The 22,253-nt window shown below is 60.9% G+C and carries 22 protein-coding genes and 3 pseudogenes; 8 read left to right on the top strand and 17 right to left on the bottom strand.

The features are described 5' to 3' along the window. Window positions 1-2: 2 nt before the first annotated feature. The gene (scpB, locus tag NKI24_RS31390; RefSeq protein ID WP_352750299.1) at window positions 3-680 is read left to right on the top strand and encodes an SMC-Scp complex subunit ScpB; all 678 of its coding nucleotides are present in this window, start codon (window positions 3-5) and stop codon (window positions 678-680) included. A gap of 72 nt (window positions 681-752) precedes the next feature. Here the strand turns inward: scpB and NKI24_RS31385 are convergent, their stop codons facing one another. Together NKI24_RS31385 and NKI24_RS31380 are read right to left on the bottom strand one after the other, a co-directional pair. Beyond that, window positions 753-1,262: an RES family NAD+ phosphorylase gene (locus tag NKI24_RS31385; RefSeq protein WP_352750298.1), complete on the bottom strand. Its 510-nt coding sequence runs from the start codon at window positions 1,260-1,262 to the stop codon at window positions 753-755. A gap of 11 nt (window positions 1,263-1,273) precedes the next feature. Continuing rightward, entirely contained in the window at window positions 1,274-1,660 is a 387-nt protein-coding gene (locus NKI24_RS31380; protein ID WP_352750297.1) for a hypothetical protein, read from the bottom strand. Between the two features lie 645 nt (window positions 1,661-2,305). Between NKI24_RS31380 and NKI24_RS31375 the strand changes: the two genes are divergently transcribed. Beyond that, on the top strand, window positions 2,306-2,539 hold the full coding sequence (locus NKI24_RS31375; protein ID WP_352750304.1) for a hypothetical protein: 234 nt from the start codon (window positions 2,306-2,308) through the stop codon (window positions 2,537-2,539). 111 nt (window positions 2,540-2,650) lie between these two features. Here NKI24_RS31375 and NKI24_RS31370 read toward each other — a convergent pair whose 3' ends face one another. After that, on the bottom strand, window positions 2,651-3,298 hold the full coding sequence (locus NKI24_RS31370) for a helix-turn-helix domain-containing protein (RefSeq protein ID WP_352750296.1): 648 nt from the start codon (window positions 3,296-3,298) through the stop codon (window positions 2,651-2,653). A 346-nt stretch (window positions 3,299-3,644) separates the two neighbouring features. Here NKI24_RS31370 and NKI24_RS31365 point away from each other — a divergent pair, with 346 nt between their 5' ends. After that, a complete protein-coding gene (locus tag NKI24_RS31365; RefSeq protein WP_352750295.1) occupies window positions 3,645-4,625 on the top strand; it encodes an alpha/beta fold hydrolase in 981 nt (326 codons plus the stop codon). 642 nt (window positions 4,626-5,267) lie between these two features. Here the strand turns inward: NKI24_RS31365 and NKI24_RS31360 are convergent. The 6 genes and pseudogenes from NKI24_RS31360 to NKI24_RS31335 all read right to left on the bottom strand — a co-directional run bounded on the left by NKI24_RS31360 (window position 5,268) and on the right by NKI24_RS31335 (window position 10,893). Beyond that, window positions 5,268-5,862 (bottom strand): annotated as a pseudogene (locus NKI24_RS31360) (NAD(P)H-dependent oxidoreductase). A 154-nt stretch (window positions 5,863-6,016) separates the two neighbouring features. Continuing rightward, window positions 6,017-7,207 (bottom strand): annotated as a pseudogene (locus NKI24_RS31355) (MgtC/SapB family protein). Between the two features lie 13 nt (window positions 7,208-7,220). Then, window positions 7,221-7,670, bottom strand: coding sequence for a thioredoxin TrxC (gene trxC, locus NKI24_RS31350; protein WP_352750294.1), 450 nt, complete (start codon window positions 7,668-7,670; stop codon window positions 7,221-7,223). Between the two features lie 167 nt (window positions 7,671-7,837). Next, on the bottom strand, window positions 7,838-8,284 hold the full coding sequence (locus NKI24_RS31345; RefSeq protein ID WP_352746945.1) for a pyridoxamine 5'-phosphate oxidase family protein: 447 nt from the start codon (window positions 8,282-8,284) through the stop codon (window positions 7,838-7,840). Between the two features lie 517 nt (window positions 8,285-8,801). Further along, window positions 8,802-9,416, bottom strand: a complete 615-nt coding sequence (fixJ, locus tag NKI24_RS31340) for a response regulator FixJ (RefSeq protein ID WP_352453051.1) — start codon at window positions 9,414-9,416, stop codon at window positions 8,802-8,804. Beyond that, on the bottom strand, window positions 9,406-10,893 hold the full coding sequence (locus NKI24_RS31335; RefSeq protein WP_352750303.1) for a PAS domain S-box protein: 1,488 nt from the start codon (window positions 10,891-10,893) through the stop codon (window positions 9,406-9,408). The genes fixJ and NKI24_RS31335 overlap by 11 nt, the downstream gene beginning before the upstream one ends. A 393-nt stretch (window positions 10,894-11,286) precedes the next feature. On the opposite strand from NKI24_RS31335, the gene NKI24_RS31330 reads away from it, so the two are divergent. Beyond that, complete coding sequence (locus NKI24_RS31330) at window positions 11,287-11,556, top strand: DUF6455 family protein (RefSeq protein WP_352453050.1); 270 nt, start codon at window positions 11,287-11,289, stop codon at window positions 11,554-11,556. A 39-nt stretch (window positions 11,557-11,595) separates the two neighbouring features. Here NKI24_RS31330 and NKI24_RS31325 read toward each other — a convergent pair. Further along, window positions 11,596-11,738 (bottom strand): annotated as a pseudogene (locus NKI24_RS31325) (c-type cytochrome); the annotation flags it as partial. 158 nt (window positions 11,739-11,896) lie between these two features. Between NKI24_RS31325 and NKI24_RS31320 the strand changes: the two are divergent. Then, window positions 11,897-12,349 (top strand): group III truncated hemoglobin, encoded by a 453-nt coding sequence (locus NKI24_RS31320; RefSeq protein ID WP_352746904.1) that lies wholly within the window; start codon window positions 11,897-11,899, stop codon window positions 12,347-12,349. A gap of 234 nt (window positions 12,350-12,583) precedes the next feature. Further along, window positions 12,584-12,799, top strand: coding sequence for a DUF1858 domain-containing protein (locus NKI24_RS31315; protein ID WP_352453048.1), 216 nt, complete (start codon window positions 12,584-12,586; stop codon window positions 12,797-12,799). A gap of 3 nt (window positions 12,800-12,802) precedes the next feature. Here the strand turns inward: NKI24_RS31315 and NKI24_RS31310 are convergent, their stop codons facing one another. Next, window positions 12,803-13,504, bottom strand: a complete 702-nt coding sequence (locus NKI24_RS31310) for a Crp/Fnr family transcriptional regulator (protein ID WP_352453047.1) — start codon at window positions 13,502-13,504, stop codon at window positions 12,803-12,805. A gap of 151 nt (window positions 13,505-13,655) precedes the next feature. On the opposite strand from NKI24_RS31310, the gene NKI24_RS31305 reads away from it, so the two are divergent. Further along, a complete protein-coding gene (locus tag NKI24_RS31305; RefSeq protein ID WP_352453046.1) occupies window positions 13,656-14,093 on the top strand; it encodes a pseudoazurin in 438 nt (145 codons plus the stop codon). Window positions 14,094-14,185: 92 nt separating this feature from the next. Beyond that, window positions 14,186-15,361, top strand: a complete 1,176-nt coding sequence (locus NKI24_RS31300) for an NnrS family protein (protein ID WP_352750293.1) — start codon at window positions 14,186-14,188, stop codon at window positions 15,359-15,361. A 65-nt stretch (window positions 15,362-15,426) separates the two neighbouring features. On the opposite strand, the gene NKI24_RS31295 is transcribed toward NKI24_RS31300, so the two are convergent. The 6 genes from NKI24_RS31295 to ccoG form a co-directional block, all read right to left on the bottom strand. Then, complete coding sequence (locus NKI24_RS31295; protein WP_352453044.1) at window positions 15,427-16,296, bottom strand: SUMF1/EgtB/PvdO family nonheme iron enzyme; 870 nt, start codon at window positions 16,294-16,296, stop codon at window positions 15,427-15,429. 52 nt (window positions 16,297-16,348) lie between these two features. Continuing rightward, complete coding sequence (gene nirK / locus NKI24_RS31290) at window positions 16,349-17,455, bottom strand: copper-containing nitrite reductase (RefSeq protein WP_352453043.1); 1,107 nt, start codon at window positions 17,453-17,455, stop codon at window positions 16,349-16,351. Window positions 17,456-17,640: 185 nt separating this feature from the next. Further along, window positions 17,641-17,796 (bottom strand): cbb3-type cytochrome oxidase assembly protein CcoS, encoded by a 156-nt coding sequence (gene ccoS, locus NKI24_RS31285; protein WP_023720408.1) that lies wholly within the window; start codon window positions 17,794-17,796, stop codon window positions 17,641-17,643. Continuing rightward, complete coding sequence (locus NKI24_RS31280) at window positions 17,793-20,081, bottom strand: cation-translocating P-type ATPase (RefSeq protein ID WP_352750292.1); 2,289 nt, start codon at window positions 20,079-20,081, stop codon at window positions 17,793-17,795. Before NKI24_RS31280 ends, ccoS begins: the two co-directional genes overlap by 4 nt. Further along, window positions 20,078-20,575, bottom strand: a complete 498-nt coding sequence (locus NKI24_RS31275) for a FixH family protein (RefSeq protein WP_352746916.1) — start codon at window positions 20,573-20,575, stop codon at window positions 20,078-20,080. Before NKI24_RS31275 ends, NKI24_RS31280 begins: the two co-directional genes overlap by 4 nt. Continuing rightward, on the bottom strand, window positions 20,572-22,131 hold the full coding sequence (ccoG, locus tag NKI24_RS31270; RefSeq protein WP_352750291.1) for a cytochrome c oxidase accessory protein CcoG: 1,560 nt from the start codon (window positions 22,129-22,131) through the stop codon (window positions 20,572-20,574). Before ccoG ends, NKI24_RS31275 begins: the two co-directional genes overlap by 4 nt. Window positions 22,132-22,253 lie beyond the last annotated feature (122 nt).

Here is a 22,253-nt window from a genome sequence, read left to right as displayed (position 1 = left end):
CGATGGCCGAAGCCTCCGCCCGCCGCAAGCCGAACGAACAGCCGGCGTTGCTCGATACCGAGCTGGAACATCTGCCGGCGGAGCTGCGCTGGCGCGAATGGATGGGCCGCGTGGAAGCAGTGGTCTTTGCGGCAAGCGAACCAGTGCCGCGCGCGGTGCTGGCGCGGGTCGTCGGCAAGAACTGCAATCTTGAACTGATCATCGACGACATCCGCGCCGAGCTCGCCGGCCGCCCCTATGAGCTGGTCTCGGTCGCCGGCGGCTGGCAGCACCGGACCAGAAAGGTTTTTGGCGATGCCATTCACGCAGCCTTCGGCACGTCAGCGGGCGAGGGGGCAAAAGAACTGCCGCAGGCGCAGGCGCTTGTCTTGATGTGCATTGCCTACTTCCAGCCGATCACCCGTGGCGAGCTCTCCAGCTTTTTCGGCAAGGAGGTGTCGCGCGACCTGATCGGCATGCTGCGCGCGCAGGATCTTATCGCTTCGGGTCCGCGCTCGCCGCAACCTGGCGCGCCCTATACTTATGTGACGACGAAAACTTTTCTGTCGCAGTTCGGGCTCGACACGCTGCGCCAGCTACCGGATTTCGAGGCGCTCGAGGACGCAGGGCTGCTGTCGAAGGAGAAGCTGCTGGCCGGCGATATTCCAGCCGGGCTGGCGCGCGGGGAGGGCGACGGCTAGGACGGTGTCGTTGGGGACCAAGCGCCGTGACGGGGGCGTCGTCGCGTTGCGATCCCAGAGATAGTCGATAACTCAGGACCAGGACGACTGGTAGTGCGGCAGCCGTTGATCGGGATCGTGAACCGCGAGATGGTCGCCGTCGACAAGATTGGCCGGAAAGATCACCAGATTGGTACCGCCGGCGTGACGCAGCGACGGAAAAAGGATGCCCCGAAGCCCGGCGGTGATGACCAGATCCGCGAGCTTCCACGACGGCGGGATCTTCTTGTCGATGCGAGCGACCTGGCGCCAGGCACAATCCCACTCCTTCCACGGGCCATCCCAGATGTCCGGATCGAACCCCTGCGAAAGGTCGGCCACCTCGGCGAGCGTGATCTTGTAAGCGGCAAGGGTGGCGGGCGGGGTGATGCTGGCACCCTGCTTGTATTCATCAAGCGCCGTCTGGGTCGCACGCGACAGATAAAGTGCTTCGATGCCCGGCCGGTTGAAACGACCGCCGTCCATCGCCGCGCCTGCACCGCTGGTGGGCAGGAAAGCCCATTTGGGAGTCAGATAGCGATGGAAGATTTCGTCTGGACCCATGCGGGTGATCCTCACCCGCGCGCCCCATTCTCGAGATCCCGGATAAAGGCCAGAACCGCCTCGACCTGGCCGTCGGCGACGAGCTCGGCTGCGGTACGATGGCCATAGTCGGCGATCGGTTCATTGCGGTACCAAAAGATCGCCTTGTTGACATCGCCGGTGAGTTCCGTCGCCGCCGAGATCACCTTCACCATCTCGCGCATCCGGCCCTGCAGGCGCTCCGATGACGGGTTGCGGAGCGTGTTGCGGTGGACACCGGTCAACTGGGCCAAGTTGGCCACCTTCACGCCAAGCGCCTGCGACAGGCGCTTCGGCGAGATATAAGGCGTGCGCGGCTCCTGCAGGCTATCGACAAAGTCTGAAATCACCGTGGAATGTGCGAGCTGTGCGTGGGCCATGACAAATCTCCGACCTCTCATATGCACAATATATGCACATTTCGACGCATAGCAAGTGTTACAGAGGCCCGACGCATTCCACCACACTGCTTGCCCTTCTTCATCCCCGTCGCGGTTGTTAGATAGCGGCGGCAATGCCCCCAATGTCAGCCGTAAGATCAGCTTTGCTGCTTCCCAACAGCAGACCTTGCAGGCAACGACGCTGTAGGTCGAAGTTGCGCCGCATGTCGGCCGTTGAAGTCAGACCTGCCATCCCATACAGCTCGGCGACCGAGGTCGCGGCCGCGCCATATGCCGGCCTTGAAATCGGGATGGACTTGGAGCGCCGGAGCGCCAGAGGTTCATCCATGGTGACCAACAGCGGGGGCTGACCACTCTCGCCGCTCTAGCACGGACCGATGGGCTTCGACGCCGCGGGCCATCCGAAAAACACGCCTGGAGGATTGGGGGGCAAGGGGCGAGAGATGGGTAAGAGCAGAAATTGCCGCGAGACTCAGACGGCCCCTCGACATCGCTTTAGATATGTCTAATGTTAGGAGCGAGACGCCGGAAGTCTCCGCGCCGCTTTGGGAAGCGTCACCGACGCTGCCGCGTAAGACCGAGTGAGGCGCGCAGTGTGATGCTGCCAAGTGTGGGAGCGCGGTCATGGACCGAAAGCTTGCTGCAATTCTTGCTTTGGACGTCGTCGGCTACTCCGCACTGATGGAGCACGACGAACAGGGCACGTTCGAGCGAGTCAAGGCCGGTCGCAAGGAATTGTTCGAACCCGAGATCGCGCGCCACCATGGCCACATCTTCAAGCGTCACAAAAATAAGGGCAAACGTGACCAGCGCGCCAGAGACGTACAAGATCGTCCTGACACTACTACCGGAAGATGATGCATACCGGCTTCGTACCGACCGCTCCGACAACCGCCGACGAACGTTTGGAAACAGTCCCGTCACGGTCTCAGACATGCCTAACAAACGGTTATTCGACGTCGACGCAGCTCATTCGCTCATCGCATGAAGCGCGTCGTGCCTGACGATCACGATGCTGCGCAGATTGAGCAGGCGGATGACGCCCTTGTCCTTCAGCCGGGTGAAAACCCGTGATACGGTCTCGATGGTGAGGCCGAGATAATCGCCGATATCCATGCGCGACATCGGCAGTTCGACCTGCCGCAACCCGCCCTGCCGCTCCGCCATGTCGACCAGGAACGCGGCGACGCGTTCGATGGCATTCTGGCGACCGAGGACCAAAAGATGTTCCTGCGCTCTCGTCAGGCCCTTGAGAGCCAACGGCAGCAGCTGACGGGAGATATCCGCACCATTGGTAAAGCGGAAGACGCGGACACTCGTAGCATTGATGGCTTCGGCGAAGAAATGATGGGTGGTGTCGGCTTCGAAGCCGAATGTCTCTCCAGCCAGATGGAAGGCGCTTATCTGCCTGCGACCGTCCGCAAGCAGGCGGTAAACACGGACGGCGCCAAACTCGACCCTGTAGAAGGCTCCGGCCTTTTCACCTTGGGCATAGATTTCCGAACCGGAGGGAAAGAAGCTGACCGGCTGTAGCGGTGTCAGATCGAATGCCGCAGGCAGGCTCGACTGCACGGAGTGTGACGGCAGTGAAATTCTGGAGGTCGATTGGGCGTGCATGGCTGTTTTCCCGGTTGATCCGCGACGCAGCAATCGCGCGAATCCGCGGGTCGCGAAATTCGGTTATGTCCCTACGGGAAACTACCTAGCGCAGAGGCGCTAGCGGTCTGGCCCAGTGCTGCACAGGGCTTGGATCGTCAGGCCGTTGGGAGCAGAGCCGAACGGTTTTCGGGATGTACGATGCACAACCCGGGAGAGGAGGGGGCGCCGGACCGGCTGCGTATCCCACAATTGACAGCATCCAAATACAGCGACCGATGCTGTCACTCAGGGATATTGAGGTAAATCAACCTGCTTCCAAGCGAGACAGGCCAATATTCGTCCGTCCTTTTGTGGAGCTTTTGCAATGAGTCGAATTGGCGGTTTGCTGCTGGCCATGGTCATCGCCATACCACCGGCCGGAGTCGTTTTCTTGCTTTACAAGAACGAGCTTGGCCGCATGCGCGACGCCGCCAGCCGAGGCGGCGTGGTCGCCAACCTCGACATAGGCCCGATCGAATACGCCGACATTGGTGTGGGTACTGCGCTCCTATCGATCCACGGCGCCGGCGGCGGCTTTGACCAAGGGCTTGCCAATGCAGCAGATCTTGTGGGTGAGGGCTTTCGGATCATCGCGCCGTCGCGCTTTGGCTATCTGCGCACCCCCGTTCCGCAGGATACCTCTCCAGCCGCGCAGGCCGATGCGCATGCGGCGTTGCTATCCAAACTGGACGTACCCAAAGCGATGGTCGTCGGTGTTTCGGCAGGCGCGCGTTCTGCGGTCGAGCTCGCACTCCGGCACCCGGACAAGGTCACCGCTCTCATTCTGATCGTCCCAGGTCTTTATTCGCCCACCAATCCGGTCTCGATTGAAGCGAGCCGCGGCAACAAGTTCGCTTTCTGGGTCGTCAATGCGGGCGGCGATTTCGCATGGTGGGCCACGGAGAAGATCGCACCGTCAGTGCTCGTTCGCTTCCTCGGCGTTCCGCCAGCGCTGGTTGCGGCTGCGCCTCGGGCCGAACGGGACCGCGTCATGAGCATCGTCAAGAGCGTTGAGCCGTTGTCGCTGCGCTTCCCTGGAATCAACATCGACAGCACCCCTGCGTTGCATGAACTGCCCTTGGAAGTAATTACTGCGCCGACGCTCATTATTTCTGGGCGCGACGACCTGTTTGACACGCTACCGGCAGCTGAGTTCGCCGCAGCCAAGATCCCGGGTGCCAAACTGGTCGTCTACGACACTGGCGGACATCTTCTGGTTGGACAGCAGCAGGATGTTCGCATGGCAGTTCGCACGTTCCTAGCTGGCGCCGGCCTCATCCCCTCATCCGACGTACCAAGACAGTGATACCACATCCGCTTGGGGCGGTACCGCATCACAGATCGTTCGTTGCTGTCGCCGATCGAAAGAACAATCGCAGGGGGAGAGGGCAGCGCATGGTGCCGGCGCTCGCCTTCGTAGCCGCTTGCGAACTAAAAGATTGATAATGATCCCAGGACTAACCGTTTCGTAGCCTACGCGCGGCTCCGATTTGTCTTTTGAATTGTCTTTCGGGATCACGCTGGATGTCTACGCGCGCTGGTGTACTCGCCGGATGGCGAAAGACGCAGCCGGTCATTTCGGAAAGACCGGTGCGCAGGCCACGGCCTGAGCCTCGGCCCGTCTCCCTGGCCAGATCAGGCCGAAGCGCTGGTTTGGAATGCTTTTGGCACCTTGGGTGACATTGGGTAAAAACAGCTAGGATAGCTCAGTCGCCTGGCGGCACCGGCTCTCACCAGTCGGCGCAGGCGCGCATGGCTGTTTCCCGATTTGATCCGTGGCACAACAACCGCACGAAAATCCGCGGGTCGCGAAACTCGGCTTTCCCCATGAAAAACTACTTAGAGCTGTCGCGCCGGACAAAGCCCGGTGGAGTCGCGCGGCTTGAGCGATCAAATATTCGGTGGCTGGACAACCACGGCCGACCTTATCTTACCTGATTGATCGTGGCTAAAGCGCCAAGCCACCGAGCTTGCGCATTTGTTCGATCCACTTCGCCCGTGTCGAATCCCTGGCACCCGCGACCATGCCGAACAACGTCTCGCGTACCGGACTGATGCCGACAAAATGAAGGATGCTGCGCCGCATGCCGGCAATGCCGTGACTGAGGAACCAGAGCCGGTAAAGAACGGAAGGCATGCCCATGGTCACCACGACGCGAGAGGAGCGGCCGCGAAGCAGCGTCTTGGTGAAGCCTCCGCCTTTGTCCGGATAGGCAAACGCCGTTCCCGGCCGAATAACCTGTTCCAGAAACGCCTTAAGCATGGCCGGCATGGTTCCGAGCCACAGCGGAAACACAAACACGATGTGCTCCGCCCAGACGATCGCTTCGGCGGCGTCCTTCAGGCTGTCGGGGGATCGCGCCGTGCTCGAACTCCTGCATCGTCCGAAGCATGGGAAAATCGAGCGCCGCGAGATCGATCCGGCGGACGACATGCCCCGCCTGTTCCGCGCCTTCGGCATAGGCCTTGGCGAGACCACGGCAGAGCCGGTCCGGGGACGGGTCAGGATGGCCGACAACAATCAAGATGCGTCGTCGCGGCATGAGTTACCTCTGAGGCGTCTTGCAGCAACCGGACGTGTCGGAATTTCGGGGTAAGATCCTTCAAGCTGATCATGGCGCACTCCTTCGCGGAGTTTCATAGAGCGGCTGTACGGCTTGGCCCTTGATCGGCATCAAAAGAGGCCGGTTCTCGGCGCTATCGGAAGGTCAGTGGCAGCAACACCGCACCGTAACCGGCTATTGCGGCGATCAGGGTTGCACCTGCCAGCGGCAACCAGAAACCTCATCGGACCGGCAAATACTGCCAGCGACAGGCGGCCGATCGCGTTTGCTGCCAGTGCCGCGAGCACCGCCTGCCCACCGGTCTCGACAGGGACCGAATGCTTGACCAGGCGCAAAGCATTGAGCACCGAGACATCGACATCGAATGTGCCCGCAAGCGCCGAACTCGCCAGCAAGCCGCGTCCGCCGAATTGAGCAGCCAATGCAGCGCTCGCGGTCGCGACAATCGCAAAGAGCAGGGCGAAGAGCAGCAACGGCCCTAGTTCGACCGGATTGCGCGCGATCGCGCCGCCTTCGTGATCCCCGCTGTCTCGAGTCAGCAGCAATGCTCCGAGAGCCGCGAAGGAGAGCGCCGCGGCAATCGCCGGAATGCCCATCACGACCAAAACGCTTGGCTCGACGATCAGCACCACGGCGCAAACGCGCAGCACCGAAACCATTGCCGCCAGCGAGTGCCATGGTCACGGCGGTGGAAGAGACGATGGCGCCGGCGAGCGAGCTGACGAGCAGCCCGCGCGTGGTTCCCAGAACGCGAACGGCGACATAGCCAGCGAACGATATCGACGCCATCAGCACCGTGAGGAACCAGACTTCCTACGGGTTGAAGCCAACCCACGGGTCCATCGTCCGGTTTGGCAGCAATGGCAAAACGATCGCGGTCATCACGGCCAGGATCAGCGCAGAACGAAGCTCGACCCAGGTCAGCCGATCAAGGGGCCGTGCAGGATCTCGCGACTGGCAAGGACCGCCGCCAATGCCGCCCCCCGGCTGCGGCGACGCGGTAGTCAACGGCGACCGAAAGCGCACCGAGCGCGAACACGATCACCGCAGTAACGCTGAAGTCCTCGTCATGGGCGGCCTCACGCGCCTTATACCAGGCGAAGATTGCCGCAAAGGCGACGAAGCCGCCGACTAGCACGGAAACTGCGTCGAGCGCATCGGCCAGAGCTGCGAGAATACCGCCGAGCAGACCGGATATGCCGAAAGTTCGAATTCCGGCCGTCCGGCTGCGATCAGGCGCGTCCCGTTCCCGCCAGCCGCGCTCCAATCCCACGAGCAGGCCTATTGCCAAAGCGAGACCGAGCCGGGCGATGAGCGAATCCATGGTGTGGCTGCTTTCAGGCCGTGGCCATCGGCAGGTGGTCGCGAACCCACCTGACGATCTGCCCGGCCGTCATTGCGCCGGATGTGCGCGCGACCTCCCGCCCGCCATGGAACAGGATCATGGTCGGGATGCTGCGAATGCCGAGCCTGGCTGAAACGGCCTGCTCATTGTCGGAATTTAGCTTGATCAGGCAAACATCCGGCTCCAATTCGTTCGCTGCCGTCTCATATGCCGGCGCCGTCATCTTGCACGGGCCACACCATGGGGCCCAGATATCGACGACAACGGGGATACTGCTGCGCGTGATGTGGTCATCGAAAATCCGACCGTTGACGTCTTCAGGGTGACCTGAGAACAGCCTGTTCCCGCACTTTCCGCATTTCGCATTCTTGGCACTGCGGGCCGGCGGCAGGCGGTTGACCCCACCGCATTTGCTGCAAACCACCAGATTCTGCTGAGCCATAACCATTCACCATTGGTATCATCTTTATGTGCGTGGGAGATCGCCGTCGCCAAGTGCCTCGCATGTCCAATGCTTTTGGCCACGACGGGGACCTTAAGGTGAAAACGGCTGGGACAGCTCAGTCTGCTGGCGGCCCCTGCTTTGCAAAACCCAGCGGGCGGAACGGTTCACTCGCTTGCTTCCCGGCCCGACACCTGCTCGATGAGGATCCTGAAAAAGACGTGCGGAGTGCTGTCCGAAACGGCAGGCGTCACTGGCTTGAGGGCACCTGGCTCCCACCAGTTGGCGTGCCTGCTCAACACTGACCATGCATAGTCGCGCTGAACCTTGCAGCCGATATGGTCAGGCAGTTCTTCATAGCGGCCGTCGACAACCACGCTTCTCCATCCCCGCCCTTGGCCGCGTTCGTCGACCTGGACGGACACCAGCGGGTTGGCCCGCATCCAGTCGATCTTCTTGCCCAACATGGAAAATGCATAAAGGTGATTGTCCGGGTGGGCATAGTGCAGCGGGACGACATAAGGCTGCCCGTCCTTCGCGCATGCCAAGCGGCCGACTCGATTGGCCGTTAGCAATTTCGTACATTCCAAGGCGGAAAGCGTACGGATCAACATCAACGCGATCTCCTGTGTTTCGTGACTGCAAGGGTGTCGCCGTGCTTCATCGACTCTGCTATCCGGCGTCGCGGATCTCGTTTGAATCTCGATCATAGCGCCTGCTGCCAGGGAGGTGATTGATCACGATCAAGGAGTCGGTCATCCCACGGCGACCCAACGACCATGTCTGGCCGGTCTCGTCATTCGCATGGCGGCCACGCCACGCTGTCAGTGTCGATGCGGGAGTGGGCGATTTCTGAAAAATGATCCAGATCAAGGCGGGGCCCTGCCGCTTCCACGCATCATAGGGGATGATGTGGAAGCCAATCTCAAGCGCTCCGTTCGGTCGTGAGCTCGAACTGGCCGTCCTCGACGAGGACGGCGAACATACCCTTGTTTTCCCTTGCATAAAGGAGCGGGAAGGCTGGAAGAACGCCGCCACCCGCTCACGCGTTGACATCCACCCGACCCACTGGCGCGACTGGATGCCGGATAGGATCCCGGTAAACAACCACAAGTCTCATGGTGACTCGCCTTAACGTTTGGATTCCACGACCAATGCCATGCGCACGAGATGCGACAGGCTGCTCGCGGCCATTTTGCTCATGACATTGGCGCGATGGATCTCGACCGTGCGCGGGCTGATGCCAAGATCGTAAGCAATCGTCTTGTTTGGCAGGCCGGACACAAGACCGTCCAGCACCTGTCGCTCCCGCTCGGACAGGGCCGCCAGACGACCGCGGATTTCCACGCTTTGTGGGTGTGTAGCATCCGCCTGGTTGCGATTGTCCAAAGCGGAGCGGATCGCCTCGATCAGCACCTCGTCGTCAAACGGCTTTTCGATGAAATCGGCGGCACCTTCCTTCATCGCCTGAACAGCGAGCGCCACGTCGGCATGGCCTGTCATGACAATGACCGGAATAGTATGCCCGCGGGTCCGGAGCTGCCGCAGGAACTCGATGCCGTCAATGCCGGGCATGCGCACATCGGTCACGATGCAGCCGTCAAGACTGCTCGTGGCCGTAGCCAGAAAAGCTGTCGCCGATTCGTACAGGCGCACAGCGAAGTCAGCCGTCGCCAACAGAAAACCAAGCGATTTGCGAACGTCGACGTCGTCATCGACCACATGCACAAGATGGCTATCGGCCACTGGCGACCTCTTCCTTTTCCACGATGCGCAAGGTGAACCGGAAGGCGGTTCCTCCGGACGGCATTGCCTCGGCCCAGATGTGACCGCCGTGCGACTCAACGATCGTACGGCAAATAGAGAGGCCGACGCCCATGCCCTGCTTTTTAGTGGTGACAAATGGCTGGAAAAGCTGGGCGGAGACTTCCGGCGCGAGACCAGTGCCTGTGTCGATCACGCTTACCTCAGCCATGCCGTCATCACGGGCCACGGTTATGATTTGCAACTCACGGCGTGGTGCGCCTTGCATGGCTTCTATCGCATTGCGCATCAGGTTCAGCAGGACCTGCTGAATCTGGATGCGGTCCGTCAAGACCAGTTCGGCGGCCGGATCGAGCTTATAGCTGACACGCACGTCTATTTCTCTTGAGCCGACCAGTGCCAGTGACGAGGCTTCCTCGATAATCGCCGGCAGGCGTTCGACTTGACGCTCACTCTCGCCTCTTGCGACGAAATCCCGCAGGTGGCGAATGACGTCTCCGGCCCTCAATGCCTGTTCCGCTGCCTTTTCGACGGCTTCCCTCAGCATCGGCGCATTCTCTTCCGTGCTTTTTTCGAGAAGTCGGCGACTGCCTTTCAGGTAGTTCGTGATTGCCGTGAGGGGCTGGTTGATTTCGTGGGCAAGTGTCGAAGCCATTTCGCCTAGCGCGGTAAACCGCGCCATATGGAGAAGCTCCTGCTGCTGCTCCTGTATCCTTGCCTCTGCTCTGTGGCGCTCCGTCAAGTCGCGGCAGAAGCCGGTAAAGAAGCGGCCGGTTCCAGGATGCATTTCACCGACAGAAAGTTCCATCGGAAAAGTTGAGCCATCCTTGCGCATTCCAGTGACGGTGCGGCCGAGCCCGATGATCCGGCGCTCACCGGTTGATAGATACCGGTGCAGATAAGCATCATGCTCTTCGCGGTAGGGTGACGGCATCAGCAGATTGACGTTCTGACCGATGACTTCGCTCGACTGGTAACCGAACAGCGTTTCGGCAGCCGTGCTGAAGGATTGAATACTGCCCTGTTCGTCGATGACGACCATTGCGTCGGGCACCGTCGCCAGGATCGAGCGCAAATGATCTTCACGCAAACGAAGTGCCGCGTTCGCAAAGGAGAGCTCGCTGACGTCGGTGCCTTGGACAAAAATGGCCGTGATGCGACCATCGTCGGCTTTGATGGGCTGATAGACGAAATCGAGGATGCGCTCTTCGACCGGCTCGTCATCCTTGTTGCGAAGAGCGACCTTTACGCCCTGACCTCTGTAGGGCTCGCCCGTTTCGTACACCTGGTCCAGCAGTTCGTAGAAACCCTGGCCTGGGAGCTCGGGAAGGGCTTCGCGTACCGACTTTCCTATCAACTGCCTCTGGCCAATCAGGCGTTGATAGGCGGCGTTGGTCAGCTCGAAGACGTGGCCCGGCTCACGCATCAACGTGATGAAACCAGGGGCCTGCTCAAACATCTGGGAGAGCCGGTCGTGTTCGGCCGTGCCCCGCCCTTCGGCGCGAACACCAGTCGACAAGTTACGTGGTTGTTTGTCGTCCAAATCAAGTCCTATGATCGGGGAACCCGCAACGCAGTCTTGTTACCATCCATTGCTCGTTCTGCACACGGAAAACCCATGAAGCCAAATAGTCGCGGTCGAGCCTGCTGGACCTTTCGGAGCTCACCCCATCGGCCTGCCGGCTGCACCCTTATGTCGTATAACCGCCGGTCACATAGGAACTTCAAAGTTGTCACCTTGCGGCATTCACGCCAGCCCCAGTCGCCACGAGAGGGAGTGGCCTGTTGACCGAGATCAATGCAGCTGTCGCCGACATGGCGATGATCTGCCGGGAAACGGGAGTAAAACGACATGAGTTTTCTCGAGTACCTGATTTCAGTTGACGCCAGGACCGCCTTGATGGGCCGCATGATGCAGAAGCTCGGCGTCGACAAACAATTGAAGGTCGTTCCGGACCATGTTGGCGTAACCAATCGGGCGGTGGACCGGTGTCGCTCCTGCGGGCACCAGGATGAATGCTCGACTTGGCTTGATGAACACCAGCAAGCTGATGATCCGCCAGACTATTGCCGCAACCGCGACCTGATCGCACGGCTGCAGCACGCAGCCGGCCACCGATAGAGCGTTACGCAGGCATACCGCAGTTCGCGTCACCAAGGCCGCCGCGAATGCCTGCAACTCCACTTTCATGTAAACAGCCGACTGGCCCCACGGGCTGCCCGCTTGTTATCAAGGCTGCCATGACAGGAACCTGCAGCGATGCCCCGCAGAGGCGCGCCGCTAATGACACTGCGAGGCGCCGGCTTTCAGATGCGATCCGATCTATGCCGACAAAGGCCTCCTTTGAAAGCAAATGCATCGATCCCATCGTAGACGCGACTTCACTCGGCGCGTCGCGGGCCTGTTTGAGGGCGGGTATCACCTTGAGGTCTTTGGGCCCTCGAAAAGCAAGGACGTGCACATGACTGCGAAGGCTCGGAGCAAGAGAACGATCGTTGGTACTCCGTTGCCATACGTGCTTGACGAGGCCATGATCCGTCTTGTGGTTCACGGCTTCTATGACAAGATTCGCCGCGACGACCTTCTCGGCCCCATCTTTCATGACGCTATCCAGCCTGAGGTGTGGCCGCGTCATCTGGCTAAGATGTGCGACTTCTGGTCCGCTACGCTGCTCCGGTCGTCCCGTTATGAAGGCCGTCCATTACCGCCACACCTGGCGATCTCCGGCCTTGGAGTGGCGCATTTCCGGCGTTGGCTAAAGCTGTTTCGCGCAACCGTGCACGGCATTTGCCCACCCGAGGTTGCGGCGCTGTTCATGGATCGCGCGCTGCGCATCCCAATTAGCGTGGGTAAACCCACAATCAGCCGCAACGCCGCGCGATGCGCGTCTGCCTGTCCGTGGAGACAAGCATGACTGACTCAAACAAAAACGACACACCGATGGCCAAGCAATTCGTCCGGCGTCGACCTGAACAACACACTGCTCCCTATGCTGATCGGCGGGCTTGTTCTGATCGTCGTCGGTGCAATCGTGGTCATGACGTTCGTCTAGTTTTCCTGGCAGACGCTCATCAAAGTTGCGAAAGCGCAACGAAGGCAGCCCGCGCGCGATTTATGACGAGACCTCGCATATCGCGGAGACTTCATCGTGAAGCAGCGCAGTTCGATCAACTCTGATATGGTCGTTGACGAGATCATGAGAAAATGGCCGGCAACGGTGGCCGTGGTGGTGAACTACAGGATGCTTTGCGTGGGCTGCCCGATCGGCAGTTTCCATACCGTGGCCGAAGCATGCCGCGAGCATCGGATCAACCAGACCTGCTTCATTTTGGACCTGGAATCGGCTGTTCGGCGCGAAAGCTGAAGGTCAGCCCTTGTCCCGGTTCTCGGCGAGAACCACAAGGCGATGAGCATCCTTCACGGTGACTTTCTGGCGCCCGCTGACAATTATTCCGTGGTCTTCCCACTTGCTGAGCAGACGGCTTACGGTGTGCAGCGTCGTTCCTGTCATCTCGGCAATGTCCTGCCTCGAAATCGGGAAGTCGATTTCGATACCGCTGTCGGTCTTTCGGCCGGTCTGGTTCGCCAGTCGCAGCAGCGCATGGGCAACCCGCTGCTCCACCTGTGCCGTGGACATCTCCACCACCCGCGTCTGGGTCTCCTGCAGCCTGGTTCCAACCGTCCTGTAGGTGGTTGCCCCAAACACGGGGAACCGTCGCGCCAGGTCCGGCCAGAGAGCGTTGGGCCAGGCCAGCACCACGCAGTCCACCGCGGCGACCGCACTGGCGGGGTAGGTCGTTCGCCCTAGTGCTGCGGCGACGCCAAAAATTTCGCCTTCACTGATGTATCTGGCGATGACCTGCTGCCCGTCAGGCGTGGTGCGGACAACGCGTATGTGCCCGGCGATCAGCACGAAAAACGAATGGGCCTCGGCTTCCTGCTCGAAGATCGCCGTGTCCTTGGCATAACGAGACGACCGCGCATTTTGTACGATCTCGCTCTGCTCGTCGGGCGTAAGCCCCTGGAAGAGGGGCAGTCCAGAAATCACCGATCGATCCAACGCAGCCAAGCGGATCCCTCACAGCCCTACGGTTCCGCATCAGTCGTGCGGGAGACCTTTCTTATCCCGAGTTTGCGCCAGCGCAAATTGTCCCCGGCCGCATCAAGCTAAATGGCATGGAACGGCGCAATGCCGCGAAGACCAAACAAAGGACAAATCGATGAAACTCTCCATCCTCGCTGCCGCAATCTCCCTCCTCGCGCTCGCCGGCGGCGCAAGCGCGGAAGAGCATGTGGTGCAAATGCTCAACAAGGGCGAAAAAGGCGCCATGGTTTTCCAGCCGGCCTTCGTCAAGGCGGCACCCGGCGACACCGTCAAGTTCGTGCCGATCGACAAGGGCCACGATGCGGAGTCGATCAAGGGTATGATCCCGGATGGCGCCGAACCTTTCAAGGGGAAGCCCAACGAGGAGATCACCGTCACACTGACCCAGGAAGGTGTGTACGGCGTCAAATGCGCGCCTCACTACGGCATGGGCATGGTCGCGCTGATCGTTGTCGGCAAGCCGGTCAACCTCGACACAGCCAAGACGGTCAAACATGCGGGGAAGGCAAAGACGGTGTTTGCCGACCTGTTTACCCAGGTCCCGGCCAACTGACCAGCATGCCTGCCTGCCACAAAGGGGGCGGGCGCGGGCCGGACGAACCGAGGGCGGCGGTCATCCGGCCCTTTTCATTTGAGGATATAGTCATGGGGATTCCACGCCTTCGGGCATACGCCGGGCCCGCGTTTCTTTCCTACGGGTTCAGGCCCTTCTTCTTCCTCGGATCGCTTTATGCCGGACTCTCGATTCTGCTTTGGCTGCCGATTTATGCGGGCGAATTCAATGCCCACAGTGCATTCGTTCCCGTCGACTGGCATGTCCACGAGATGCTGTTTGGTTATCTGCCTGCGATCGTTACCGGGTTCCTGTTGACCGCGATCCCGAATTGGACCGGCCGGCTGCCTGTGCAAGGCCTGCCGCTGCTGGCGCTGGTTGTCTTGTGGCTAGCGGGCCGTATCGCTGTCTTCTTCTCGGCGGATATCGGTTGGGAAGCAGCCGCTGTGATCGACGGTTCTTTTCTGCTTGCGGTCGCCACGGCGGCGGCACGCGAAATCGTCTCGGGACGGAACTGGCGCAATCTGAAAGTACTGCTGCCGCTTGCCGTCCTGGCTTGCGCCAACAGCGCGTTCCACATCGAGGCGCACCTTCAAGGCACATCCGACGTCAGCCGCAGGCTCGGGATGGCCGCGGCGATCATGCTCATCTCGCTGATCGGCGGGCGCATCATTCCGAGCTTCACGCGCAACTGGCTCGTACGCAAAAATCCTGGCAGGCTGCCTGTGCCGTTCGATCGTTTCGACATCGCATCGCTAGCCATCTCAGCCATCGCGCTGGGAGCGTGGACGTTCGCCCCCGGCAACAGTGTCTCAGGAATGCTCATGGCCGTCGCCGCAATCTGTCAGGCGTGGCGTCTGTCGCGCTGGGCTGGTGAACGCACGTTGCGGGATCCGCTCGTGCTCATCCTCCATCTTGCCTATGCTTTCGTGCCCATCGGTCTCGCCCTTGTCTCGGCGTCGATCTTCTTCCCGGATGCCGTCCCGGCGGCGGCAGGACTTCACGCGCTCGGCACTGGTGCGGTCGGCTCAATGACGCTTGCCGTGATGACCCGCGCAACGCTCGGGCACACAGGGCGGGAGCTCAAGGCCGGGAAAGGCACCTCGTTCATCTTCGTAGTCCTCCTTCTCGCGGGATCATTGAGAATCCTGGCCGCCTTCGTCCCCTCAGACGCGGTGATCGATATGGCCGGCGCCGCATGGATGGCGGCATTCGCCGGCTTCCTCCTGATCCACGGAACCGCGTTGACGACACCCAAGGCACGGTGAGGCGAGGGAAGGGCGACGGGCGGGCTCGCGACGGTCGAGAAGACGTGGCCCGCTATTCCTGTTTTTCAGACGATGCCAAGCCAGCCAAGGATCCGGCTTGCCCATCCCGAATGGTCCCGGACCAATCTGAATCCCAGATTGTCGGGAGGCGTGCCAACGGCACAGCCTCCGCTTTTCCCGTCACTGACGAAGTTCGACATGTAGGCTCTGTGAAGCCCTTCAAGGACGTGGACGCCGCAATTGTCGACCGAACTCGCAACACCGCTTCCATCCGCAGCCAACGTGGTGCGGACATAGCAGGTCGAAGTCCACTCCCAGACATTGCCGGAAAAGTCGGCGAGGCCCAGGGAATTGAACCCAAAAGAGCCACGGCTCTTGGGCAACGGGTCCGGTTTGCGATTAAGGTCCACCTCGGCCTTGTAGCTGGTGAGCCAACGTCTGGCGGGGTTGCTGGCGTCGTTTTCGACCCCCTCAAATTCGCCGGCGAACCGCTCCGCGGCGGCAAAGGCCCATTCTTCATCGGATGGCAGCCGCCATTGGCCGCCGGTCACTTCCGAATACCACCGGGCGTAGGCATTGGCATCGAGATAACTCACCCCTGTCACCGGAGCATTGCTCGGGATCGCGTGCGTCTCCTGTGCCGGCTGACAGCTTCCAGCCGACACACAGTTCGCGTAGTCGGCCGCGCTGACCTGATAGGCCATCATCTCGAGAGGTCTGTTGAGTTGCCGCTCGAGGCGGGGATTGCCTTGCGGGCGTCCCTCTTTCAGGAACTCGCCCGGAGTCGGATAGGTGATCGAACCAGGGGGCAAGGTGACCGTCATGGCGATGGGATGGTGTTGTCTATCCCCGAAGACCGCCCGTATCGAGAGCCCCACCGGAACAGCAGCGGCGGCCAGGGCGACCGGGAGAACCTTCAAGATGAAAGGAGGCATGGCTTTCGTCCATGCCCGGACAGCGTCGCTGCCCGGGCAAATTGGAGTGCCGTCAGTTGGTGACGATGGGTTTAGGCGCCTCTACCTGCGTCATCAGGTCGTCATCCCACTCGCCCTCGACCATGAAGTGAGCGGTCGCTCCGAGTTCCACAGCCTCAATCAGATTGTGATTGACGTAGGCGTAGATGCCCGGTTGCAGGAACGTGTAGAGCGCCGAGCCCGCCGAACCGCCGCGGATGAACCAGGTTTCCAGGTCCTTGGCCGGCGGGTTGGCGAACTTGCCCTGTTCCCAGACATAGTCTCCGTGCCCGCCGATCAGATGCGGCCTCGTATCGCGGTTGGCCTGCGAATGGACGATCAACACGGTCTCGCCGACTTTCGCCTTCATGGCGTTGTCGCCCGTCAGGGATCCGACCTTGCCGTTGAACACGACATGCGTCGGGATCAGCCCGCGCATGACCTTGACGATGTCGTCGTAACCGTCACCGGCCGATTCGTAGCTCTTGAAATTGCCCTTCTCGTCGCGCGGAATATAGAAGTCGTTCTCGCCGATGTAGAAGATCTTGTCGTATTTGACCGGCTCGCCCTTGTCGTTCCTGAGCCCATCGCGCGGCAGGACCATGATTGCGCCGCTCATGCCGGAGACGACATGCCAAGGGATCATCGCGCCCCCAGGCGCGCAGTGATAGACGAACGTTCCCGTTCGCGTCACCTTGAAGCGCAAGGTCACCTGTTCGCCCGGATTGATCAGCGTGAGACCGCCGCCGCCCAGAGCGCCGGTCGCAGCGTGGAAGTCGATGTTGTGGGCGAGTGAGTTGGTGTCGGGATTGATGAGCGTCAGCTCGAGATAGTCGTCCTGATGTACGACCATCAGCGGGCCAGGGATCGAACCATTGTAGGTCATCGCGTTGAGCGTCGTGCCGTCGGCATCGATTACGACAGGCTTTTCCTCGATCGTCATGGTGAACTCGACGATTTTTGGTCCGCCCTTGGCGACCTGATCGTGCGGATGCACGAACGGCGGTGCGACGAGCTTGATCTTTTCGCGAGGGAGCCCGCGAAGGTCTGCCTTTGTCACCGTTGCTGAAAATGCGGGCAGCGCCGCCGCGGCGGCAGCGCCAATCGCTGCTCCGAAGAGGGCTTCGCGTCGCGTGATCATGTCAGTCTCCTATCTCTCAACCATTGCAGATGAGTAGAAGCTATCTGACGTGACGCGGCGTTTCTTTGCGCTGGCGCAAATTGCTGGAGTTCAGTCTTGGCAGGCAAGAACCTCGGACACAGCGATCTTGCGCGGCATGATCGAGGTGGAGAAGGTCGTGGCTCGGTTATTGCATCAGCATTTGGCTAGCGGCCGGGCTTGTCTTCCCGCTCGATAAGGATCCGCTCGGCGGCGCCGTCGAGATCTTCGTACTGGCCACTCCTCAAAGCCCACAGGAAGCTCCCCAGTCCAAGCGCACCAAGGAAGAGGGCCACAGGTATGAGGTAGGCAAGGGTTGTCATGAGGATCGGGCCAATGTGTTGATGTCGAAACGTCTGTCGCGCCGAACATTTTTCGCCGGCGAATTTGGCGTGGAACTTTGCAGGCGCAGCGCATTTCCTATCACAAGCAGCGACGAAGCGGACATGGCGATCGCTGCGATAAGAGGCGTGACATGTCCCAGTATGGCGATCGGCACGGCAACAGCATTGTAGACGATTGCGATCGCGATGTTCTGGCGGATCAGGCTTCCCGCCTTGCGCGAGACGTCCAGTGCGAGAGGCACTGCCAGAAGGCTTTCGCGCAGGAATACGAAGTCCGCTGCGTTGCGGCCAATGTCGGCGGCGGTGGCTGGAGCGATCGAGACGTGCGCCGCACTCAGTGCAGGCGTGTCGTTGAGACCGTCGCCAACCATCAGAACCTTGTGTCCGTCTTTCGCCAGGGTCTCGATGCGTTCGACCTTGCCGGACGGCATCAGGCACGGAACGAAGTCGTCGACACCCAGCATTTTCGCGACACCGGCGCAGGCTGCCGCAGTGTCGCCCGACAGCATTTCCACCGATATCCCCGCATCGTTCAACTGTCGGATGGCCGCTCCAGCGTCGGCACGTAGCGCATCCTCGAAATCGAATGTGGCGCCAATGATCCCGTCTTTCGTCAGGACCGTCCCGCCAAAGCCATGCTTGCCTTCGCCGCCGGTTCGGGCCTTCCATCCAGCCCATCCGCGCCGGCCCAGCCGCCAGATATTTCCGGCGACAGTGGCTTCGATGCCGAACCCCGGATGCTCGGTGACGGCATCGAATTTGTGCTGCCCGCCAGGAGCGGCAAAGCCGGCTATGGCCTTTGAAAACGGATGACGCGAATGCGCGGCCATGTCTGCCGCGATGGCCAGCATGCCCGGATCGATTGAGCCCGCATTGACCAGGCGGGGCTGGCCGAGCGTGAGTGTTCCAGTCTTGTCGAACACTGCGGTATCAATCATCGCCAGGCGCTCCATGGCAGAACCATCCTTGACCATGATGCCGTTCTCGAACAGGCGCCGCGCAGCGACCACCTGAACGATCGGCACGGCGAGGCCGAGGGCACATGGGCACGTGATGATGAGAACCGCAATGGCGATGGTTATCGCCCGGTGCCAGTCGCCAGTCGCCGCCATCCAGCCAACGAATGCCACGAAGGCGGTCAGATGAACCACCGGAGCATAGAGCGCCGAAACGCGGTCGGCGATGCGGCGATAATGGGCGCGACCGCCCTCTGCGGCCTCCATCAGCCGAACCATTTCCGCCAGGAACGAATCCCTCGCGGCGGCTGTCGCCTCGACCGTCAGAGAGCCGGTAAGATTGAGGACACCGGCCTGCACGGGTCCGCCTGGCGCCACGTTTCGGGACGTGCTCTCCCCTGAAACCAACGAGCAGTCCAGATCCGAGGTCCCCTGAATGATCTTGCCGTCGACGGGGATCCTTTCGCCGGCCGCTATCAGCAACAGCATGCCCGGTTCGATCTCGCCAACCGGCAGATAGTCGCGTGCGCCATCGTCGCGCAGCACCATGGCGCCACGCGCGGCCAGTTGTGACAGGCCTTTCACGGCGGTGCGGGCGCGTTCGCGCATCACGTGATCCAGCGTGCGGCCGATCAACAGGAAGAACAGCAGAGACACCGACGCGTCGAAATAGGCGTGGTCGCCATGGGTGATCGTCTCATAGAGGCTCATCGCATAGGCCAGCGACACGCCGACCGCGATCGGCACGTCCATGTTCATGCGGCCGTGACACAAGGCATTCCAGGCCGACTTGAAGAAGATGCCGCCGGCGAAGGCGAGTGCGGGGATGGCGATCAGTGCCGAGACCCAGTGGAACAAATCGCGGGTCGCGCCCTCGGCACCGGACCAGACCGAAACCGACAGCAGCATGATGTTGCCCGCCGCAAATCCGGCAACAGCGACGGCGCGGATAAGCTCCGAGAGCGTTTTGTCCTTTTCACCAATCTCGGGTTCGAACAAATGCGCCTGGTAACCTAGCCGCCCCAGCATGGCGACGAATGGTGGGGCCTCGTCCCCGCGCCACCGGACCGAGACACGCTTCGTTGACAGGTTGACGCGAGCGGCCTCGACGTGATCGAGTTTTGCCAACGCTGTCTCGATTGTCTGGATGCAGGCTGCGCAATGAACCGTCGGAACTGAAAGATCGGTCTGGCTAAGGCCATCGCTAAGCGACCGGCTCGCCAGCTTGACCTCTTCGCTTGACGGCAGGACGGATGTAGCGTTGCCCAGATCCAGCGCCATTTCAGCACCTGGTGCACAACAGCTCATTGCAGCGCTCCATGGGAAATCACGATTCTGCGGACGTCGCGATAAGGTCTTGCCAGACCGGCATCGGCGTCGATTTCGACGATCCAGACACCATCCCTTGGCATGTGCTGCACTGCAAACTCCTGACCCGAGGCGAGGGCGAGCGTGACGGCCTCATCCTGTTTCTCGTAAGCGGGATGGCGAAACAGCACCTTCACGCCATGCAAGGGAACCGACTTGCCGGCAGCGTCGGTGAGGCTATAGCGGACTTCGCCCCATGAGATGGTCAGCTTGCCGGTCCAGCCAAGCGCTGCCTGCGCGCGCCCTTCCTCAGCCTTCTTGTTGAATTGCTGGCTCGCCACATAGGTGTTTTCGACGACAAGACCGGTCCAGCTTGTGTTGGCAAGCGTCGCCATCGTCAGATTGACCGCGATGACCACGCCGAAAAAGGCGAGGATGATGGCCAACACGTGCCTGCCGGTGAATTCGCGGGACTTTCGCGTGGTGGCGTTCATCTGGGGATCTCCGGGGCGTTGAAGGTGGCGATGTATTCGTTCGACTCGAAACTCGCTTTGTCCTCGACCCGGAGTGTGAAGGTCTGCGCTTCGCCATGGATCTCATCAGCAGGCAGGCGCACGAAAACCTTCAACATCTTAAGCCGGTCGGGTTCGACCTGGATCGCGAAAGAACGATCGGCGGGAAGATCGACGCCGACGATGCTCATCTCTGCGCCTGGCAAGCCCCCTATGGTGACGATGATCGTTCTTGGTTCGGGGATCATGTTCAGCAGCTTGACGGTGTAGCCATTGCGGATGGAGCCGTCGGACAGCGTCACGAATTGCGGATTGCGGTCGTGCAAGACGTTGATCTCGAGCCGGTCGCGCGTCATCAGCGAATAGAGCAGGCCCAGGCCGATCAGCCCCCACATAGCCATGTACACGTAGGTGCGGGCGCGAAAGATCTTGCGAATGTGGAAATGAGCCACACTGTGTGAAAACAGGCCGTCAGCGGTTCTGACCAGCGACGGATTGACTGCACTGGAACCGCGCGCGGTCGCTAGCATCATGTTGGCGTTGTAGTCGGAGAGGGTCGCGTAGGAGATCAACCCGCGCTCCTTGCCAAGCTTGTCCATAACGCCGTCGCAGGCGTCGATGCAAAGCGCGCAGGTGATGCATTCAAGCTGTTGGCCGTCGCGAATATCGATCCCCATCGGGCAGACGGCGACGCAGGCATTGCAGTCGACGCAATCGCCGATTGCCTTCCCCGCGGCTTGCGCCTTCTTGGCGTGACGTGAGCGCGGTTCGCCGCGCCAGTCATTGTACGTCACGGTGAGCGAGTTTTCGTCGAGCATGGCTGCCTGGATGCGCGGCCATGGGCACATATAGGTGCAGACCTGCTCGCGCATCAGCCCGCCGAACGTATAGGTAGTCGCTGTCAGCACGGCGACGGTGATGTAGGCGACAGGCGCTGCCGTGCCGGTGAAGAGTTCGCCGAGCAGGGTCGGCACATCGGCGAAGTAGAAGATCCAGGCGCCGCCGGTCGCTGCACCTATGATCAGCCAGATGGCGTGTTTCGATACGCGCTGCACCAGCTTGCGGGCAGTCCACGGCCCGGCGTCAAGCTTCATGCGCGCGTTGCGGTCGCCCTCGATGGCCCGCTCGACGACCAGAAACAGATCGACCCACACGGTCTGCGGGCATGTATAGCCGCACCAAGCACGGCCGACAGTCGACGTGATCAGGAAAAGACCGACGCCAGCCATGACCAGAAGACCAGCCACATAGTAGAATTCCTGCGGCCATATCTCGATGAAGAAGAAGTAGAAACGCCGGTTGGCGACATCGAGCAGCACGGCCTGGTCAGGGGCAAACGGGCCACGGTCCCACCGCAGCCAAGGCGTCAGATAGTAGATACCAAGGGTGACCGCCATCACCAGCCATTTGAACTGACGAAAATTTCCGGAGGCTCGCTTCGGGAAGATCTTCTTGCGCGCGGCATACATCGGCTGTCGCACTTTGGCGGAGTTGACCGCCTCGGCTTCGAGCCGTTCTACCTGCGTATTGTCCAGCACTGGTCTCTCCCGTCACGGAACTTGTGATTTCGCCGGGCACGTGACCTGGCTGGGTGCAGACAGGTGCGCGAAATACAGCGTCGAGCGGATTTTGCCGCCGAATGGATTGCGCCGCGTTGATG

Source organism: Mesorhizobium sp. M0701 (assembly GCF_040320365.1).
GTDB lineage: Bacteria > Pseudomonadota > Alphaproteobacteria > Rhizobiales > Rhizobiaceae > Mesorhizobium.
The sequence above is the reverse complement of the archived record's forward strand: the minus strand, read 5'-3'. Positions and strand labels throughout refer to the sequence as shown.